The sequence below is a fragment of the Allorhodopirellula solitaria genome (genome assembly GCF_007859855.1).
GTDB lineage: Bacteria > Planctomycetota > Planctomycetia > Pirellulales > Pirellulaceae > Rhodopirellula > Rhodopirellula solitaria.
The window spans coordinates 1-21,341 of sequence record NZ_SJPK01000024.1; the positions used below are offsets into that span (position 1 = coordinate 1).

General features: G+C 57.7%; 8 protein-coding genes and 1 pseudogene. 7 read left to right on the forward strand and 2 right to left on the reverse strand.

Annotated elements, in window-relative coordinates:
- Positions 1-140: 140 nt before the first annotated feature.
- The 3 genes and pseudogenes from CA85_RS26240 to CA85_RS22740 form a co-directional block, all read left to right on the forward strand.
- Positions 141-488, forward strand: a pseudogene (locus CA85_RS26240) (PPC domain-containing protein); the annotation flags it as partial.
- A 474-nt stretch (positions 489-962) separates the two neighbouring features.
- Positions 963-12,320 carry a Calx-beta domain-containing protein gene (locus CA85_RS22735; protein WP_246113085.1) on the forward strand — a complete coding sequence of 3,786 codons (11,358 nt, stop codon included), beginning with the start codon at positions 963-965 and terminating at the stop codon, positions 12,318-12,320.
- 1 nt (position 12,321) lies between these two features.
- The gene (locus tag CA85_RS22740; RefSeq protein ID WP_146393699.1) at positions 12,322-12,570 is read left to right on the forward strand and encodes a hypothetical protein; all 249 of its coding nucleotides are present in this window, start codon (positions 12,322-12,324) and stop codon (positions 12,568-12,570) included.
- A 1,168-nt stretch (positions 12,571-13,738) separates the two neighbouring features.
- Here CA85_RS22740 and CA85_RS22745 read toward each other — a convergent pair.
- On the reverse strand, positions 13,739-14,128 hold the full coding sequence (locus CA85_RS22745; protein ID WP_146393700.1) for a helix-turn-helix domain-containing protein: 390 nt from the start codon (positions 14,126-14,128) through the stop codon (positions 13,739-13,741).
- A gap of 171 nt (positions 14,129-14,299) precedes the next feature.
- Between CA85_RS22745 and CA85_RS22750 the strand changes: the two genes are divergently transcribed.
- The 4 genes from CA85_RS22750 (at position 14,300) to CA85_RS22765 (ending at position 19,671) form a co-directional block, all read left to right on the forward strand.
- Positions 14,300-17,329, forward strand: coding sequence for a CHC2 zinc finger domain-containing protein (locus tag CA85_RS22750; protein ID WP_146393702.1), 3,030 nt, complete (start codon positions 14,300-14,302; stop codon positions 17,327-17,329).
- Between the two features lie 181 nt (positions 17,330-17,510).
- The gene (gene xerC / locus CA85_RS22755; RefSeq protein WP_146393704.1) at positions 17,511-18,644 is read left to right on the forward strand and encodes a site-specific tyrosine recombinase XerC; all 1,134 of its coding nucleotides are present in this window, start codon (positions 17,511-17,513) and stop codon (positions 18,642-18,644) included.
- Between the two features lie 102 nt (positions 18,645-18,746).
- Positions 18,747-19,421 (forward strand): hypothetical protein, encoded by a 675-nt coding sequence (locus tag CA85_RS22760; protein ID WP_146393706.1) that lies wholly within the window; start codon positions 18,747-18,749, stop codon positions 19,419-19,421.
- A gap of 1 nt (position 19,422) precedes the next feature.
- Positions 19,423-19,671, forward strand: coding sequence for a hypothetical protein (locus CA85_RS22765; protein WP_146393699.1), 249 nt, complete (start codon positions 19,423-19,425; stop codon positions 19,669-19,671).
- 1,168 nt (positions 19,672-20,839) lie between these two features.
- Here CA85_RS22765 and CA85_RS22770 read toward each other — a convergent pair.
- Complete coding sequence (locus CA85_RS22770; protein ID WP_146393700.1) at positions 20,840-21,229, reverse strand: helix-turn-helix domain-containing protein; 390 nt, start codon at positions 21,227-21,229, stop codon at positions 20,840-20,842.
- Positions 21,230-21,341: the final 112 nt, after the last annotated feature.

The window sequence follows — 21,341 nt, forward strand, 5'->3', positions numbered from 1 at the left end:
CTCCCGGTTTGTGAAACAGGGAGAATCACGATGCCGTGCACAATTTCGACCATCGAACATTTGCTAGCAAAAGAAGAAAAGATTCCCAAGAAACATAGGTGCAAAATCTTTGCCAATTACACCGAATTATTTACCCAGATGTGCTTACGGCGGCGCAGGTCGTCTCGCTCCAGGCAGAGACGGAGTTGGAGGTCGACGCGTTCTTAGGTGACGGGTTGTACGATGATCTCGACGTTGATTTGTACAGTGTTCAGCTCGCCGCTGGGCAGACGATCTCCATCGATATCGATGCTTTTACTGATGACGCTGGAAACCATATTAGCGACCTGAACAGCTACTTGCGGGTGTTTGACGACAGTGGGGTCGAAGTGACGCCGAATGTAGGGCACCGCGTTGGCTACGCACGTAGCCCTAATGATTTTCAAAGTGAAAACTACGCGGACGATTATCTCTCATTCACTGCGGCGAATCCAGGCACCTATTTGATCGGCGTCAGCGGCCAGTCCAACACCCATTACGATGCACTCGTTGGCGGGAGCATGGGTGGAGGAGACGGTGGTTCCGGCGGTGGCAGTGGCACTGGCGAGGGAGGAAGCGGGAGTGGTACTGGAAGCGGGAGTGGTACTGGAAGCGGGAGTGGTACTGGAAGCGGGAGTGGTACTGGAAGCGGGAGCGGTACTGGAAGCGGGAGTGGGAGTGGGAGTGGGAGTGGGAGTGGGAGTGGGAGTGGGAGTGGGAGTGGGAGCGGGAGTGGGAGCGGGAGTGGTACTGGGAGCGGGAGTGGTACTGGGAGCGGGAGTGGTACTGGGAGTGGGAGTGGTACTGGGAGCGGGAGTGGTACTGGGAGCGGGAGCGGTACTGGGAGCGGGAGCGGTACTGGGAGCGGGAGCGGTACTGGGAGCGGGAGCGGTGGAGGCAGTGGCTACGGAAATGCAAGTTCCACGGGCGCTTACAAATTGCAGATGCTCACATCCGCTGCGCCTGTTCCTACCCTCAGTGTCGTTTCAACCATTATCAACGAAGACGCCGGAACGAGTTCAGTCAACGTCCAGCTTAATTTCCCGAGTGCGGGTACCGTTTCGGTCGACTACTCCGCCGTTGCCGGTACAGCAAGCTCCCCTGCTGATTTTTCTCTGACTGCCGGGACGCTGATCTTTCCTGCAGGTACCGTTGAGCAAAGCATTCCCGTCACGATCGTAAACGATGCACTTCTCGAAGGTACCGAAACATTTGCCTTGGTTTTGGCAAATGAGGTGGGCGCCCCGGTCCTGCAGCAGTCGACTCCGATCTCCATTATCGACAACGCACCGAATCCAATCCGTGACGTACGTTTGGTTCGCGATACGGGACGCGATAATAGCGATCGACATACCGCGAATCCTGAGATTGAAGGTAAAGTCGTCGGTAGTTTCGGAAACGCTTCCGCGCGAGTCGAATTTGATCACGACGAAGACGGAGTGGTAGATGGTCACGTCGATGTCTCCAATCTGCCTGCGAATTTCGTTTACGATCCAAGACTGACCGACCCGTCACTCCTCGAGTTCCAGGGCGACGTACCCATCCGATACCGGTTCGCGATGACCGAAACCAATGACAACGTGATTGAGATGTCGTGGGTCGATTTCGCCTTTACTATGGAAACGGTGCCGCAATCCGCCTACACAGTCTCTTCACTGATGCACTCCACTGGGCAGGCTGACGCAGGTGTGCCCGGTCCTCAGATTATTTCCGGGTTGCAGATCACCGGGCACGTCAATGCGAATGAAACCAGCTACTACCCCGGCGAAGACTGGATGTATGATGGCTGTGAGGATCCCATGGGACCGCTACCCGAGAGTGGAGACCTTCCCGGCGAGCCCGGCGGGGACCTCGCCAATCCAAACCTCGGCGAAAGTTGTTCGGTAAGCGTTGGTGACGATACCGTTCTCGACGGTTTCGACGCACCCGACCTACCCGCCGCGATACCGGTCGAGATTGATCTCGACATGGATGGTATTGCCGATGTGACGACAACGACCGATTCCGACTTGGACTTCGCTCAATACTTCACGTCGTTTTCTAATGGATACCACAACATCCAGGCTCGGGCACTGGAATGGAACACGGATTATGGGATGAATTTGGTTGGCGCGTGGTCTCAGCATAGTTTCTCATGGACGAACGCCTCGGCACCCGATTTGACTAGTCTAGAACTGCTCAACGATACCGGGAATTCCGATACAGACCGTGAAACGCGAGATCCGACCATCACGGGCAGCCTCGAACAGCCCTTCCACAATGTCATGAACGTCAAGGTCGAATATGACATCGACGGCGACGGAAATGCCGATGGGCAAGCCACCGTTGACGACCAGGCATCCTTCCAATTCGCACCCGCAGGGTTGAACGCAGGAACACACACGATCTCCGTCCGCAGTTCGGCACTGGATCGCGACACATCAGCCGTGGTTACAGGTAGTTGGGATTATCTTTACTTTACCTACTCTCCTCCCGCCCTGCCCGGCATTCAGGATCTCGGCCTTCTGGTCGATGACGGAACGTCCGAGTACGACAAAGTTACGACCAACGCGACGCTGATAGGAGTAATTTCGCCCGCCGAGGGCGATGATCTTACGCTGCACATCGATTTCGATCAGGACGGCGTCGTCGATACGATGATGACGCCACAATCTGACGGGCAGTTTTTGTACAACGCCGTCGAATTGGCCGCCGGTGCCCAAACCATTGATGTCTGGGCAACACGACGAAACGATGCCTTTGGCACTCTCGAAACTGGAGCGGTCGAAACATTCTCATTCACGCTCACGCCCGCAGCCGAAACACCGCTGGCTGTCGTCGATCTTCATTTAGTCAATGATACCGGCAGCATCCAGACTGACTTCGTCACCAGCAATCCATCCATCGCTGGCAAACTCACCAATGACGGCAGTGTTTCTCAACAGACGATTGAAATCGATGTCGATGGTGACGGAGCGGTCGATGCAACCACTCAGACGGACGGCTCCGGCGGCTTTCAGTTTTCGCCAACCGGTCTGACGCTGGGCCCAATCTCGATCGCCGCCCGAGGTGTGGCCTACAACAACGTCACTCAGAGTCTTGAACCGGGTGCCTGGAGCAGTCTATCGTTCTCACTCGTTGCATCGACCGGCGCGGTCGCCATGATCACCGATCTGGCCCTCGTCAATGACTCCGGCAGCGCCGATGACGATCATACCGAAGACCCTCGCATCAGCGGTCGAATCATCAGTGATTCTGCTGTCCCGGTCGCAGTCGACGTTGACACCAACGGGGACGGCACCGTCGATCAAACCGTTTTCCCCGATGCCGATGGGCGGTTCATAGTTGACCCAGATTTCGCCGTATTCGGGCCGGTCACAGTGTCCGTGCGCGCAACCCAGTTCGACTCCGAAAGCTCGACTCGTCTGGTCGGTGCCTGGACGACGTTGGCGTTCACGTACGAAAACCAAACCGATGGACCACCACGGACATCCCAGCTCGACTTTGATGCTGGCGACGCACCCCAAGGGACCCCTCCGTCGCTATCAGGCCTAGTCAATTACCAACACGATACCAGCGATCTGCGTGTTGAGGTGGATTCCGACGGCGATGGTGACGCAGACTTCACCACGACCACTGACTCACGTGGCCAGTTCACGATCGAGTTACACGATCTTCCCGATGACACCGCCGCGATCTCGGTACGCACCGTTGCCACCAATCTGCAGACCAAGGCTATCGATGCGGAAACCTGGCAGTCGTTGATCATCAACTACGACATCGCAACGGTCGCCGGTGCAAGCATTGTCAACCTGTCGCTCACCGAGGATACCGGTGCGAGTGACAGCGATAATGTGACGACAAAACCCAAAATCCAAGGCGGCGTCAGCCGACACGGCAACGGACGTGTGATGCTCGTCGAAATCGATACTGACGGTGATTCCATCGCCGATGGAACAACGATCGTGGGTGCCAATTTGAAATGGTCGTTCACCCCGACCGGCCTCGCCGACGGCTCGGTGACGATCGCGGCCCGTACCAAGGACACCGCCCCCAATGGCCAAACACTGCTGGGTACCTGGTCCAGCTTCACGTTCATCCTGCAGTCAGGTGTCGACCCGGGCGCGCCGCAGGACGAGCAAGACCAACAGGGCGACATCGACACAGCCGAAAACCAAGCCGAGCAGGATCAAAACGCCGCCGATGCCGATCTCACCGACGCCATCAACACGGCCAACGAGGATCAGGATGCCAGCGTTGCGGCGGCGCAGAACCAACTTGAGCAAGACATCGCTCAGTCTGCCATTGACTTGGCCACCGCACAAGCGACCGCCGCCGCCAATTACCAAGCGTCCCTTACCGCGTACACCGGAGACACAACGAGCTTCCAGTTCGATCCCCTGCAATGGCCCGACGCACCCGCACTGCAGCGTTTCACCGTCCCCGATGACGCAACGCAACCTCGCCCACCCAAAGCCAAACCGGACTACAGCGGCCCCGCCTTTGACTTTGATTCCAGCTCTTCGTTTCAGATTGCAGATGCTGCCGCCAAGTCGACTTACCAGCGGGCAGTGAACAGCGCCAACAACACGCGGCGCTCCGCCGACCAAACCGCGAACCAAACCTACCAAACCGCAATCAACACCGAGCGTACCCGCGCCAACGGTGCGAGAAAAACGGCTTCGGATGAATATCGAGACGACTTAGAAGAAGAACCTGCAACCGATCTTGATGCTTCGCGGGAGACCTATAACAACGCCCGTCAGACCGCCTGGGATGATTATAGAGAGGATCTCGATACCGCGAATGCAACTCTTACCGAAGCAATAAAGCTGGCTGGGGAAACGGCGCAGACAAGCTACAACACTGCCCAGAGCACCTATTCGACCACATCGAACGCTGCCTGGAACACACTTCGGGACATCCTGTATTCCAACCCCGCACCCAGTCAATCAGCACGAAACGCCGCCTATGATGCTTATTCGGCAAGCATACTGGAGGCAGGCAAGACCCGTGATCAATCTGTTGCCGATGGTGGCCACACTTACAGCGGAGACGTCATTACCGCCAATGCGGCTTGGTCGAGGTCCTATGCCGACGCCCGAAAGGATTACGCGCACGCGCTCAACGATGCCGCCAAGATCTACAGCGATGACGTGGCCAAACGCAATGATGAACTTCGCATCATCAAGATCAATGCGTCGATCACACTTGAGAAAGCCCGTGCCACTATCGAGCGTGATACCGCCAAGGCGAACGCCGACGCCGCTCAGACACGAGATGAGCAACTCGCCGCCAATCGCAAAACCGAACAAGTTTCCCTCAGCCAAGCCGAAGCAGATCTCGGTGTCAATCGTGCAACGGCCAAGAAAAATGCACTTGCCGCCTGGGACTCGGCAGTCGCCACGCCCTGGACCGCCTACCAACTTGCCCTGGCGGACAATGAGCTTGGGTACAACCAATCCCTGCGAACTGCTCGCGCCACCCACACCACGGCAATCACCGATGCGGACAAGGTTCGCGCCGACGCCATCGCCGCTGCCCGCCATGACACCGCCTACGACACCGCCGATAAAAAGCTCATCCTCGACCACGGCTATGCTGACGCCAAAGAAACTTACTGGTCCGACAGCGCGGCGGCCATGAATACCGCCGAACTCGACGCCAATATCGCGCAGCAGACCTACAGCAACAAACTCGCTGACATCACTCAAACCCGAGACAAGCAAACCACCGACGATGGCGAAACTCGCGCCAATGCGAATAACGACGCCTTCCATGATTACAACACGTCGATGATCTCGTCGCGGACCAAAGATGGTGTCTCCATCGCCGACGCCGGCAATGCTTCCGAAACACTTTCGATCGCTCAGAATAACGCCGGTCGAACCTTGTCGATCGCCAACATCAACTCCAACAAAACTTGGTCGAAAGATTATCGCGAGGCGTGGAAAACCTATGGAGACAGCAAGCAGTCAGCTTCCAGCACGCAATCCGGCGACATCGCCGGTGACTTAAAAGTCTTCCACGAAACCGTCGCCCCCTTGGATCGCGACTTCGCCATCGCGGTCTCAAAAATCGCAGGCGACGAGTCCCAATCCATTGCGGCCGCCCAGGTCGTCTACGTCCAGTCCGTCGCGCCGGTCGACAAAACCTTTGAAGTTGCTGCCGTTCAGCTCGTCGGTGTCCGCGACCTCGGCGACGCCAATAACTTAAAATCATATCGAATCGGCGAAGCCAACACTTACTCCGCAGCGATGAACGTCTGGGATAGCGCGGTGGCCACCCCTTGGTCACAACTTTTTGTCGACCAGGGCATCATCGAAACCGCTTGGGCGACCGCAACCGGTGCCGCTGAGGTAGCCTACGCAATCTCGATGAATTCCGCTAACACCACCCGCGTGCAAAACCAAGCCGAAGCCAAACGGCTGCGCCGGACAACGCTCGCCACAGCCAATCAAGATCGCACCGATGACATCGCCGATCACCACGATACTTACGTTGGCTCTGTCGCCGCCGCCAAGTACACCTACGCCATGGACTTGGCTGGGTACACTTTCACGCACACAGGCAATACCGCCGAAAACGCAGGCGACCGAAGTGACGACGAACGAACTTGGTCCAAAGACCATTTTGATGCATCGGCCGACGATGAATCGACCTACCAAATCGCCATGATCAATGCGAACACTGACTTCGCCAATGCGACCGTCACCGCCAACACCGCGTTCAGCATCTCGGTGGGCCAGTCCGGCAACCAATACTATGACGGCGACATCGACTATGCCACTCACACCGGTAACGTCGACGAAGCCAATGACACCTACAACACCGCCATGTCGGCCGCCACGGACGCTTACAATCCCGCTTCTAAGGCAGCGTGGGAAGCGATGCGAGACTCACGGGCCGCTTCGCTCGGCGAATCCCAAGCCCACTCCGCCAAAGGCAGCTATTTCTACGCCGCCGACGACGCCACTGACAACAAAACCTACACCCATGACAAAGGCGTCGCCGACAAAACGCTGGCCGATGCCATCCTTGCTGCCAAGACGATCCTGGCGAACACCAACGCCACCACCGAAAAAGCCTATGACTCGGCCGTCATCCCGCTCGACGCCGCCTATCAAGTCACGCTCTTGCAGGCCGACAACGCGCACAGCTACGCATCCACTTCCGCGTCCAACATCCACAACCGCGACACCTTCATTGCCGACGCCGCCCGCCGCGAAGACCAAATCGCCGCTCGTGGCATCTACGAAGCCGCCGCTTACCAAGGCTTCGCCAATGTCAAAGCATCCATTGCCGTTGCCAACCCCTCTTCACTGGCAACTGCGGAAGCCAACTCCGCCGCGACCGATGCCATTTGGGCGAATGCCGTCCGCGTCGCCCGCGATGCCTACGAAGACGCGGTCTCCGTGGCCGGACTGATTAAGCTCAACGCGACCAACGCGGCCCAGCTCAGCCGCGTCACCTCGACCAATATCGCCACCTACAATCATCTCAATACCGTCGCATGGGCGCAGTCTGCCTACCAGATCGACATCGCCCACGCCGCGACCGATGTCACTACCGCTGATGCCATTGGCCAAGCCACGCTCGAAAAGGAGGACGTTTACGCACGAGTCGCCTATGACGACGCAGCCGCCACTGCCAAGGAAACCTTGCAATCCAAACTCAATGAGCTCGCCACCACCTACTCCGAAGACGTCGGTGACGCTTACGAACAGTACTACCTCGATATCGCTGGCGATTGGAGCGACATCGAGTGGACCGATCGCAATCTAAGTGCCTACTACGGGTACTATGGATATTATGGGTATGGCTACGGCTACTATGGATATGGAGGTTACTACGGTGGCTATTATGGCTACGGTGGTTACTATGGGTATGGAGGCTACTACGGTGGCTACTATGGCTACGGGGGCTATTACGGTGGCTACTATGGCTACGGTGGTTTATCGGGTGGATACTACGGCGGCTGGGGCTACGGCTGGGGCGGCTGGGGACTCGGTTACTACTGGAACTATGGCTTCCAGAACGGAGCGAGCGATCCCGAAGCTGACCCGCACGCCGACCTGCAAGCCACCATGCAAACCAACGGCGAAACCTTCGACACCGACGCCATCGCCGCGCACGTGACCTACGCGACCTCCGTCGGTGACGCCGACATCACCCGCGCCACCAGCCTCGGTGATGCCAATATCGACCTGGCTGGAACTCGAGGCACCGCCGGAGTCGCCTACGCCACCGCGATCAATACCGCCGAAACCACGCTCTCCGCCGCGACCCTCCCCGCCGATGCGACTCAAGCCACCGCGCTTGCGAACGCCAATCGAACCTACACCGACACCGCCTCCGCTGCGACCAAAACCCACACGCTCTCCCGCGAGAACGCAGCCGTCGGCCTGACCAACCTCCAGCAGACCGCCGCCGTCGGCCGCGCCACCGGTCTGGCCACCGCCCAAGCTGGTTTCCAGCAAACCGAAGCCAACCAAGCCGCGACGCTGGCCGCGTCCGTCGCCAGCGGCACGACCTCGCCGCAAACCACCTACGCCGCCGCCTACGCGCAGGCCAAAGCGAACTGGATCACCGACGTTTCCCCCGCCTTCGTCACCCACGCCACCGCGATCGCCACCGCCGCTGGACAAGCCACCTACGACATCGCCCTCGCCCGTGGAAACCGCAACGCCGCCCAAGCCGGTGCTGACAAAATCTATGCGGATGCGGAATCCTTGCAGGTGCGAAATCGTGCAGTCGGTTCAAACTCACTCGAAATTGCACAGGAGACGACCCAGAAATCCATCGACAACGGTATTCGACTTTCATCCGCTCAAAAAACGAAGACCTTTGAACATGACGTCGCCGACGCTGAAAAAACACGTGGCACGGGCATCGCCGGAGCCTCGAAACAATATCAAATTGACCGCGCGAACAAGGTCGAAACTGATCAGCGAGATCGGACTAAGAGAATGTCCATAGCCGCTGTCGAGCTCACATTTGTGACCACCACCGCAGACGACGCCTTGACGCTGCAGAATGCGAAGATTGACGACCGAAAACAATATACGCTTGATGGTGCCGAGGCGGATCGTTTGCATACACAGGGAATAGCGACTCTGGAACATACCTACGCGGAGCAAATCGCAATCGCAGCCGAAACGCGTGACAAGTCACACGCGTCCGCTGAGGGCAACTTACAATTGGCCGAAACCAGCGCTCGCAACACAGGACGATTGGGCGAAGCACATGCGAAAGCAAATTTCCAGACCGCGTCGGAAACCGCGCGGGTGGACGCTCATATCGACATCGACAACGCATTGAACACCCCTTGGTCGCAATATCTGGTCGACGCGGCGTACGCACGTCAAAGCTGGTGGACAAATGCGGCCCCCATCTACATCTCGTTGGCCGTGGATCGAAACGCCGCCGAAAGCCAGTTCGCAAGTCGCACTGCGACCGCTCTGGTCTCCCGGGACCAGAATTTAGCGACCGCCGATAAGACTCGCGCCATCGCTCTCGCTGATGCCATCCGTGATCAATCCCAAGCGAACACGCAATCAACCTATGATCTCGCCACCAACTTGGCCGTGCCAGCTCGAACCTACACCAGAGCGATTGCCCAAGCAGATCGAGACCACACAGTGGACGTCGCAGAGGCCAAAGATGACTACGCCGACCATCAAATCGCGGGCACTCGCGATACCGCCATTGACACTGCCGCAGATGAGCAAACAACCGCCAAAGACAATGCGAAATCCGAATGGAAAACGAAGGATGATCAAGAACAGATCGATCGTTTCGGTGACGAAGCACTGGCGGCGAAAACTCGTACGATTGCCCTCATTGCTGCCGATGTCGCCCAATCCACTGCTCGCGTCAACCAACAACGTGCCTTCGATAACGAAAATTCAGCAGCCTACCTGCAAACGATGACAGCCTGGGAGAACATCGACGCGGTGTATCGCCAATACGAAGCGAACTCGTTTGCATCGGCTGCCGCCACGCTCGCCAGCAACAACGCATCGCCCTGGGCCGACTACGACGCCGACCAGGCCGCCGCAACCGCCGCCAATGTCACAACCACAACCAACGGTCATCGGACAAACGACATCGACAGAGCGGACGCTCAGTCAAGTGCGGAGATCACTCAAACCAATGCGTCGGACGATTGGAAAATCTCCCAGTTGACGACGAAAGCAACGTTGGCGGGTATCATGGCGAATGTGAACTATGTGATCGCACTCGCCCAGTCGTTTACCATTTCCGCTGACGACGACGAAATGCGAGTGCCCACCGTGCCGCTGGCTACCGACCTGGACGGCATCTACGAAATTGCCAAGCCTAGCAACGACTACGCAACATCCATTCACTCCGCATCGACCAATACGTACGCACACTACTACTCAGGCTACTGGTGGGGCGCGTGGGGCTACTACGGCAGTGCGTACTGGTACAGCGGCTACTACGGTTACGGCTATCCCTATCAGAGCTATTTCTCGTCGGCCAATAGGGTCAGTCTGGATCAGCCCAGCGAGCAATTTCCGGACTCGTTCTGGAAAGTCCACGACGAGGTCGATGAAATCTCCTTCGATCTGGGCGGCATCTTTGTCCAGTCACGGTACGATACCTTCGATCGGTCCAGCAACCTGTTCACGACAGCGAAAGCCCCCGCTGTCAAAGAACTGAGCGGATCGATCACGGCCATCCAACAGAGTCAAACGCCGCCGACAACGGTCGCCTACGACGCGCAAGAAGTACTTGATATCTTGGAGACCATTGATCCTGACTTAGCCGAGTTCTGGCGAACCCGTGGTAGGCTCACGCACGCACCAGTCGGCGCACGCGCCGTAGCCGACGTTCAGCTTAACTACAAAACGCGGCGAGAACTCGATCCCACCAACATCAACGCGAGTTCTTCGTACTTCGATGAATCCATCGCGGTCGAGAACTACGCAATCTCCGTTCCCAACGACTGGGAATCCGGGCGGGTTGCCAAACTCATCCACAACGCCGCCAATGGGTTGGTGGAAGAAGTAGAATTCGATCGCATCCATGACGGCTTCAAGCGATATCTGGCGACCCTGGAACCCGAATTCAATCAAGCCGAACTCAACGACGCCAAAAATAAGGAACTCTTAGCGGCGTACGGGGATGTCGAGCTCCAGCAGTTCGGCATGGCGGAACTCGACGCCGAGAATGTGCCCAATGAACGCATCGAGCATTTGCTGAAAACGGGCCAAGCGAAGAGATTCACCGAATACATCGGTCGCGCATATTACCACGCTGTGGCAATGTGGATCCCGATGGCCGATGGGACATTCCGCTCGCTCATCTTCGAGTACGTCAACGCGGGTTTGACCACCGCCGGTCATTGGCGATTGAAAACGCTCGGTCCAGGGAAGCAGTACGGCCCCGGCGGATCGTGGGACTTGCGAGAACTCGTCGACGCCTATATCTTCGACGGCAAACGCGTCGACCAAGCCGAATCGATTGCCTCGAAAGCCGAATTCGTATTACACGTCATCCCCTTGGGGGCCGCCGCCGACTACGCTTCTCAAGGCAACGGTCGCGAGGCGGCACTGTCCGTTGCAGGCGACGCCGCCATGCTACTGACTGGAGGCGGCAGCAAAGCAATCGGCTCGCTCGCCTCCGGCGTCCGCGCCGCCAAGCTAACCAACGGCCTGCGCGCCACCGGCATCGTCACCGAAGGCACGATCGCCGGAATTCGCGGCTGGCAGGGAGGCGTCAAACTCGCCAACGGCGATGGCGGCTACGGCGAAATCGCCGAAGCCCTCCTGAGAGTCTTCGGCGTGAAGTACGCGATGAGTACGAAGGTCGATGATTTGGCTCGTGCAGGTAAATCTGCGGCACGTGCCCCAAACAGTGTAGCGACCGGTGGTTGGCACAAGGCTACCGGTGGCAAATGGATCAGTCTTGATGATGCTGGCGGGGCTATCCGCCCACTTTCAAATGATAAGATCAAATTTACCGATCTTGGAATTGACTACTTGGAAGATCATCTCTCCCGCTTCAAGAGTCCTTCTGGCGGAATGTGGGATCACAATGCCGCGATGATCAACGATCTCCGCAAGATCGCTCGCGGCGAATTGGAAGCAACGCAGATCCACCGAAACTTCTACAGCCACGAGCTTCGTGAGATGACGCGACTGAGACGCCTTGGGTCGACTTCTGGGCCGGTCGACCCATTCGACTATGCAAACACGCACTACGCAACACTCTTTGAGTACGGGATACCGTGGGGCGACCATGGTTCGTACCTCTACACGCGATTCGCTCGAACGTTTTTCCCAGGAGGGTTTTAAAATGAGTGAACTTTCGGAAAAACAGAAGGTCATCATGTTCATTTACCGATATGGTGGCAAAATCGACTGGCATCCGCTTGTAGAGTTTGGGTTGATTGATGCAACCAAGCAGCTTGCGGATGAGGGGCTTGTTGCGGTTGAAGAGAACTCAGACGGAGTCTTGGTCTCACTTACAGAAAGTGGGAATCGTGATGCAATGGAATTGACTTCATCGCATAAGCCAGGTGAATCTGTCACGTTTGGTGAATAGGGCGGAAAGCGACTACCGCGATGGCAGGATGCCATCGCAACACCGGGCCGGAAGCCCGCCACACTGGACGACCGCGCACCGGAGCGTTAGCGACAGCGACGCACACGAAGTGCGTCGCAATCTTCGGCACGATGCCGCCACGCGCCGATAGACCGCGCTCCCGCCGGAGGCACGGCGGCCTGGATGGCCGCCGCATGACGTAGCCCGGCGGCACGATGCCGCCCGGCGAACGCGACACGGAAGGGCAGCTAAAGAGAAAAAGATTCAAACCCCGAAAGACTCTGCCAACTCATTGACGGTTGAATCACAAGTGAATCGCCCGACGTCGCGTTCGCCGGGTCGAAGCGACCGAGCGTAGGGAAGGCGCAGTGACGAGGAACGAGGAACGGAGACCGCACCGGAGTGACCGAGCGTAGACCGGGCGTCGTGAGCGAACGGGCCGCTGAGGGCAAAGCGAAGCCGCACGGTGAAGACGCAAGTAAACGGAAACACGTCAAAGCACCGGATAACGACGGCCAATCGTGAAAGGCTGCAAGGCGGCGTAGCGGGAGGCCCGAAGGCCCGGTAGCGAACCGAGGCAAAGCGGAACCGGCCCACGGGAAAACGTCACGACCCGATGAAAGCTCAACCCACCAAACAACTCCAGCCAATCGTTTAATGTCTCCAGGCCGGTGTAGCGGGATGCCGATAAAAACAGAATAGGCACGATGCCGTCATCCGCTCATAGAGTACGCGAGCGACCGCGCAGTGAGCCTAAGCGAACGGAGCTGGGAGCGGTGAATCGCCAGAAGACTTGCAAGGCGGCGGCGGAGCGTTGACGTTCCGCGACATTCGCTCAAAAGAACCGAACAACTCTCCATCGGTTCAAAGCCCGACAAGCCGAAAGACTCAACCATCGGTCGCGGTACGTCATAAGCGCAGTCCGTTCCGCAGATGGCCGCCCGAATCACCGACAGGCTACGCGGCCAGACCTGCCAGCGAAGTAGCGAAGCGGTTGTCGGCGCAGTGAGCCTGCGAACAAGCGGACAAACGCGGGAGCGGACGACTTGCGATGGCCCGTTGAATCACGCTTCGCGGACCGCGCACCGACGCTCCGAACAAGTCTCCATCCGGGCAAACGCCCGCGCGCCAAAACGGCTTCCAACCGCTTGCGTGTACTCTGGGTCGATCACGCTGACTTCTTGGACTTCTTGCCGTTGTAAGTGGCGCGGGCGTTGGCATCACGAACCAGCGCGTCGATCACTTCAATGACCCGACTTCGTTCGTCGGTTGGTAGTCGCTGGATACCGTGCAGACGGTCGAGCGTCTCTTGGTCTTGGATCGAATCTTCCGGCGCGTCCGGATCGGTCATGTAGTCGAGCGTGACTCCGAGTGCATCGGCAATCTTCCGAGCTACTTCGATCGACGGGGCAACGTCTCCGCGTTCATATCGTCCGGCAATCGCGGCGGACGTACCGAACTGCTTGGCTAGTTCGCTCTGGGACCATCCGTGCGATTTACGAAGTTCGCCGATCCGCTTGGCGAAGGTTGTCAAAACGCCATTCTTCTTGGGAGTCATATCAAAAGTGCCTCAAATATCACCTGTCGATGCCTGAATACTCCGATATTAGGAACAGAAAAGTGCCGGTCAACACCGAAGGGTGTTGCGTGGCTGGTTCTTGATCGGTACGTTCTAGTACCGATCGGTACCCAATCCAAAATCCCCGGTTATTCGCAAAAAGGGAAAATCATGGCACGATTCGACGATGACTTCATCGACCGCATGAAAAACGAAAACGACATCGTGGCTCTGATCGAGAGCTACGGAACACGACTCAAAGAACGTCCCGGTGGCAAAGGCGAGTTCATTGGGCTGTGTCCGGTTCACGATGACAAGAACCCTTCACTGGTCGCCAACCGAAAGAAAAATGTTTGGAACTGCTTGGGCGCGTGCGGCTGCGGCGGCGATCCGATCCAGTGGGTCATGCACGCCGAGAACGTCAGCTTCCGCCACGCGGTTGAACTGCTCCGCGATGGATCAACCGGCGGTCGTCCCAACGGTCGCGGGGCGAAGCCTCGCAAGCTCGACGCGCCGTTGCCGCTGTCCGGTGACGATCACGAAACGCTCGCCGGCGTCGTCGATTACTACCACTCGCGATTGAAGCAGTCACCCGACGCGCTGGCGTATCTGCAAAAGCGGTTCATCACCGATCACGAAGCGGTCGAGCGATTCAAGATCGGCTTCGTCGATAGAACGCTCGGTCTGCGGCTGCCGCCCAAGCAAAACAACAAAGCAGGAAACGAAATCCGCACGCGGTTGAAAGAACTGGGCGTCACTCGCGAAACCGGCCATGAACACTTCCGCGGCTGCATCACGTTCCCGCTTCTCGATGACACCGGCCGCATCAAACAAATCTACGGTCGGCGGATCGACAACAAATCCAAGGCCAAACACTTCTATCTGTCGCAACCGATGGGCGGCGTGCTGAACCTGGAAGCGTTCACCGCCTCGGATGAACTGATCCTGTGTGAATCGGTGATCGACGCGCTGACGTTCTGGTGCGCGGGCTTCCGCAACGTGACAACGATCTACGGAACCAACGGTCTGACCGATGAACTGCTGCAAGCTCTGCAGGTCCACGACATCAAACGGCTGTTGATCGCGTATGACGCGGACAAGGCGGGCGATGACGCGGCGGCGAAGCATGCCGAGAAATTCTGTTCGCTCGGTATCGAATGCTTCCGCACTCGAGTGAGTGACGGGGCCAAAGACATCAACGGCTGTGCGTTCTTAAACGGCGGCGGTCATGCTGAACCGATCCGCGACACGTTGGGACTACTGATCCGCAACGCGGCCTGGATCGGTCCAGGCGTGAAGCCGTCGCAGGCATCCAGCGCGGGAGCAGCTAAAGAAAAAAAGCCTGAGCAACCGACGAGCAAACCAGCCTCCTCAAAGGCTTCTTCTTTAGCTGCCGAAATCCCTGGCGTCGAAGTGGCGAAGCCTGCGGCGGCGGACGATCAACGGGCGGCGGAGCCGCCCGTTGAAAAGCAACCGCCTGTCGCTTCACCGCAACCACCGGCCCCGAAAGAAATCGAAGCCGAAGTGAAAGAGAACGGCATCGTCATCGAGATCGGCAATCGAACCTACCGCGTTCGTGGCCTCGAAAAGAACCTTGCCTTCGACGTGTTGAAACTCAACGTGATGGTTCGCCGTGACGAAGCGTTCTACGTCGATACGTTCGATCTGTACGCGGCGAAAGCTCGCGCCGTGTTCATCCGCGAAGCGGCCAAAGAACTGGGCTTCGATCCCGAGGTCATCAAGCGAGACCTTGGAAAGGTCTTGCTGAAACTGGAATCCCTGCAAGACAAGCACATCGAAGATACGCTTGCGGTCAAAGACGAAACCATCGAACTAACCGACAAAGACAAGGCGACCGCCTTGGACATGCTTCGTCAACCGAACCTCGTCGAAACCATCCTGACCGACTTCGACGCTTGCGGCGTGGTCGGTGAAGAAATCAACAAGCTCGTCGGCTACCTCGCCGCAACCAGTCGCAAGCTACCGCAACCGCTGGCGGTGCTGATTCAATCCTCGTCCGCTGCGGGCAAGTCCTCGCTGATGGAAGCGGTGCTGGCGTTCATGCCACCCGAAGACACGATCAAGTATTCGGCGATGACCGGGCAAAGCCTGTTCTACATGGGCGGCACGAACCTGAAGCACCGCATCCTAGCCATCGCCGAAGAAGAAGGCGTCGAGCAAGCGGCCTACGCGCTGAAGCTGCTGCAAAGCGAAGGTGAACTCAACATCGCCTCGACCGGCAAAGACCCCGGCACCGGCCGAATGGAAACGCAAGAGTATCACGTCGAAGGCCCGGTGATGATCTTCCTGACCACCACCAGCGACGACACCGACCCGGAACTCAAGAACCGCTGCGTCACGCTGGGCGTGTGTGAACACGCCTGCCATACCGAAGCGATCCACCGCCAACAACGCACGCGGCGAACGCTCGACGGCCGCAGCCTGCAGCATGAACGCAAAGCGATCCGCGCCCGTCATCAAAACGCACAGCGTCTGTTGCGTCCGCTGGAAGTCGTCAACAACTTCGCCGAGCAATTAACCTTCCGCAGCGACAAAACCAAAAGCCGCCGCGCCCACGATCATTACCTGACGTTGATCGAAGCGGTCACGCTGCTGCATCAGTACCAACGTGTCGAAGGCACGATGGTTAACGCGGCGGGCGAATCGGTACGGTTCGTCGAAACAACGCTTGACGATATCGAGCTAGCCAACCGTCTGGCCGATCGGTTCTTGGAACGCTCGTTCGCCGAGCTTCCCGAGCGAACGCAAGTTCTGCTGGAACAACTCCTCGCGGGTCTGCGCACGCGATGCAAGGAACAGGAAACCGAACTGTGGGAACAACGCTTCACGCGGCGTGACGTTCGCCGCTGGAGTACGTTCGGTGACACGCAGTTGAAAGAACACCTCTCGCGTCTGGTCGATTACGAGTATCTGAAAATCGAAGCAGGCGGCGGCAAGGGCCGCAGCCTTGAATACTCGTTGTCCTACGACCCCGACAGCGATCAAACGACCTCAATCACGTCAGGCCTGATCGACGTCAATCGACTGCGAAGCCCCGACAACTCACCCGAGAAGGCGGGAGAAGTCGGGGAGAAAACGGAAGAAGTCGCCCCACCCGAAAACGATTCGGCCCGGCAAAACACGTCACTTCCGCCCAGTAGTCGGGAAAACGACGAAAACGGGCAAGCGGAAGCTGCTTGAAGCGACACGAATCGTAGTCGTACTCAAAGCTCATTCAAAGAAACACGTTCCCGGCTTCTGGTTCATCAAAGAATCAGAAGCCGTTCTCGTTGGCGGCGGTCGGTTCCGTCGTCGGCGTTGGGTCTTACGTCAAGTCTCACGCCTGTTACCTCACCCCTGATTCGACGAAGGAGAATCAACCATGCCACGCAAAGGCGACAAACAACCACCCAAGCAAGTCGGCAACCTGGGCGACCCACAAGGGATGGCCGTGATGCTTGAAAAGTTCCTCGAATGGATGCGAGTGAAAAACTACAGCGAGCGCACCGTCGAGAATCGACACTTGTACTTGAACTACTTCATCCAGTGGGCGGAGGATCGCGGCTTGACGCGACCGACGGAGATCACCAAACCGATCCTGGAGCGTTATCAACGCTTCCTGTATCACTACCGCAAAGCGGACGGACAATCGCTGTCGTTCCGCAGTCAATCATCCCGCCTGGTTCCGGTGCGTGCCTGGTTCAAGTGGCTGACGCGAAACAACCACATCCTTTACAACCCGGCGAGTGAACTGGAACTGCCACGCCTCGAACGACGCCTTCCGAAACACGTCTTAACGATCCGTGAAAGTGAAACGGTCCTGGCCGTTCCTAACGTCACCGACCCGCTTGGGCTTCGTGATCGAGCGATCTTAGAAACGCTCTACTCAACGGGCATCCGAAGGATGGAAGTCGTGAACCTCAAGCTGTACGACATGGACGTAGACCGTGGAACGCTGATGGTCCGGCAAGGTAAAGGCAAGAAAGATCGGATGGTTCCGATCGGCAAGCGTGCTATCGACTGGATCAACAAATACATCACCGAAGTGCGTCCCAGGCTGATCGTCGATCCCAACGACGTGACGCTGTTCCTGACCCACCTCGGCGAAGCGTTCACCACCAACCGCTTAACGCAGCTCGTTCGTGAATACATCGACGCGGCCGACATCGGCAAGCGTGGTTCGTGTCACCTGTTTCGACACACGATGGCCACGCTGATGCTTGAGAACGGAGCCGACATCCGGTTCATTCAAGCGATGCTCGGTCATGCGAAGTTGGAGACGACGCAAATCTACACTCAAGTCAGCATCCGCAAACTGAAAGAGATTCACGAAGCCACGCATCCTGCCAAGATGAACCGCGAAGAAATCGACGCTCTGCCCGATGATCCCCCAAAGCCCACCGATCCATCGGGGAATCCCTCGACGCCCGAAAACCCATCGTCATCGACCGACGAAACCAAGTCGGACGATGACGACAACGACGCGCCCGGCGGTGTCCCCGCTGTGCCGCGTTAATCAAAGACTTCTTTCTTTATCTTTAGCTGCTATCTAGCTGCTTGCGGTCCCTGCACCGTCGCGGCGGTCGCTTCCAGCGATCCCGCCGCGTAGAATAGGTGCATGAAGGCAGCTAAAGAAAAAATCTTGTTCATGCTCGTGATCGCGTCGGCGCTGCTGGTCTGCGCCCCAGCGATCGCATCGAGCACGCATCATTCAACGCTGGAAAACCGCGCCGAGATTTTTTTACAATCGGCCCAAAACCGCGTCGAGCGACAGGCGTTTGAGTCGGCAAATCGCGTCGAGAATTACGATTCGCTGGGGGGAGTTGCGTTAGAGTCCTCTGTTGCCCCAAACAGTGTAGCGACCGGTGGTTGGCACAAGGCTACCGGTGGCAAATGGATCAGTCTTGATGATGCTGGCGGGGCTATCCGCCCACTTTCAAATGATAAGATCAAATTTACCGATCTTGGAATTGACTACTTGGAAGATCATCTCTCCCGCTTCAAGAGTCCTTCTGGCGGAATGTGGGATCACAATGCCGCGATGATCAACGATCTCCGCAAGATCGCTCGCGGCGAATTGGAAGCAACGCAGATCCACCGAAACTTCTACAGCCACGAGCTTCGTGAGATGACGCGACTGAGACGCCTTGGGTCGACTTCTGGGCCGGTCGACCCATTCGACTATGCAAACACGCACTACGCAACACTCTTTGAGTACGGGATACCGTGGGGCGACCATGGTTCGTACCTCTACACGCGATTCGCTCGAACGTTTTTCCCAGGAGGGTTTTAAAATGAGTGAACTTTCGGAAAAACAGAAGGTCATCATGTTCATTTACCGATATGGTGGCAAAATCGACTGGCATCCGCTTGTAGAGTTTGGGTTGATTGATGCAACCAAGCAGCTTGCGGATGAGGGGCTTGTTGCGGTTGAAGAGAACTCAGACGGAGTCTTGGTCTCACTTACAGAAAGTGGGAATCGTGATGCAATGGAATTGACTTCATCGCATAAGCCAGGTGAATCTGTCACGTTTGGTGAATAGGGCGGAAAGCGACTACCGCGATGGCAGGATGCCATCGCAACACCGGGCCGGAAGCCCGCCACACTGGACGACCGCGCACCGGAGCGTTAGCGACAGCGACGCACACGAAGTGCGTCGCAATCTTCGGCACGATGCCGCCACGCGCCGATAGACCGCGCTCCCGCCGGAGGCACGGCGGCCTGGATGGCCGCCGCATGACGTAGCCCGGCGGCACGATGCCGCCCGGCGAACGCGACACGGAAGGGCAGCTAAAGAGAAAAAGATTCAAACCCCGAAAGACTCTGCCAACTCATTGACGGTTGAATCACAAGTGAATCGCCCGACGTCGCGTTCGCCGGGTCGAAGCGACCGAGCGTAGGGAAGGCGCAGTGACGAGGAACGAGGAACGGAGACCGCACCGGAGTGACCGAGCGTAGACCGGGCGTCGTGAGCGAACGGGCCGCTGAGGGCAAAGCGAAGCCGCACGGTGAAGACGCAAGTAAACGGAAACACGTCAAAGCACCGGATAACGACGGCCAATCGTGAAAGGCTGCAAGGCGGCGTAGCGGGAGGCCCGAAGGCCCGGTAGCGAACCGAGGCAAAGCGGAACCGGCCCACGGGAAAACGTCACGACCCGATGAAAGCTCAACCCACCAAACAACTCCAGCCAATCGTTTAATGTCTCCAGGCCGGTGTAGCGGGATGCCGATAAAAACAGAATAGGCACGATGCCGTCATCCGCTCATAGAGTACGCGAGCGACCGCGCAGTGAGCCTAAGCGAACGGAGCTGGGAGCGGTGAATCGCCAGAAGACTTGCAAGGCGGCGGCGGAGCGTTGACGTTCCGCGACATTCGCTCAAAAGAACCGAACAACTCTCCATCGGTTCAAAGCCCGACAAGCCGAAAGACTCAACCATCGGTCGCGGTACGTCATAAGCGCAGTCCGTTCCGCAGATGGCCGCCCGAATCACCGACAGGCTACGCGGCCAGACCTGCCAGCGAAGTAGCGAAGCGGTTGTCGGCGCAGTGAGCCTGCGAACAAGCGGACAAACGCGGGAGCGGACGACTTGCGATGGCCCGTTGAATCACGCTTCGCGGACCGCGCACCGACGCTCCGAACAAGTCTCCATCCGGGCAAACGCCCGCGCGCCAAAACGGCTTCCAACCGCTTGCGTGTACTCTGGGTCGATCACGCTGACTTCTTGGACTTCTTGCCGTTGTAAGTGGCGCGGGCGTTGGCATCACGAACCAGCGCGTCGATCACTTCAATGACCCGACTTCGTTCGTCGGTTGGTAGTCGCTGGATACCGTGCAGACGGTCGAGCGTCTCTTGGTCTTGGATCGAATCTTCCGGCGCGTCCGGATCGGTCATGTAGTCGAGCGTGACTCCGAGTGCATCGGCAATCTTCCGAGCTACTTCGATCGACGGGGCAACGTCTCCGCGTTCATATCGTCCGGCAATCGCGGCGGACGTACCGAACTGCTTGGCTAGTTCGCTCTGGGACCATCCGTGCGATTTACGAAGTTCGCCGATCCGCTTGGCGAAGGTTGTCAAAACGCCATTCTTCTTGGGAGTCATATCAAAAGTGCCTCAAATATCACCTGTCGATGCCTGAATACTCCGATATTAGGAACAGAAAAGTGCCGGTCAACACCGAAGGGTGTTGCGTGGCTGGTTCTTGATCGGTACG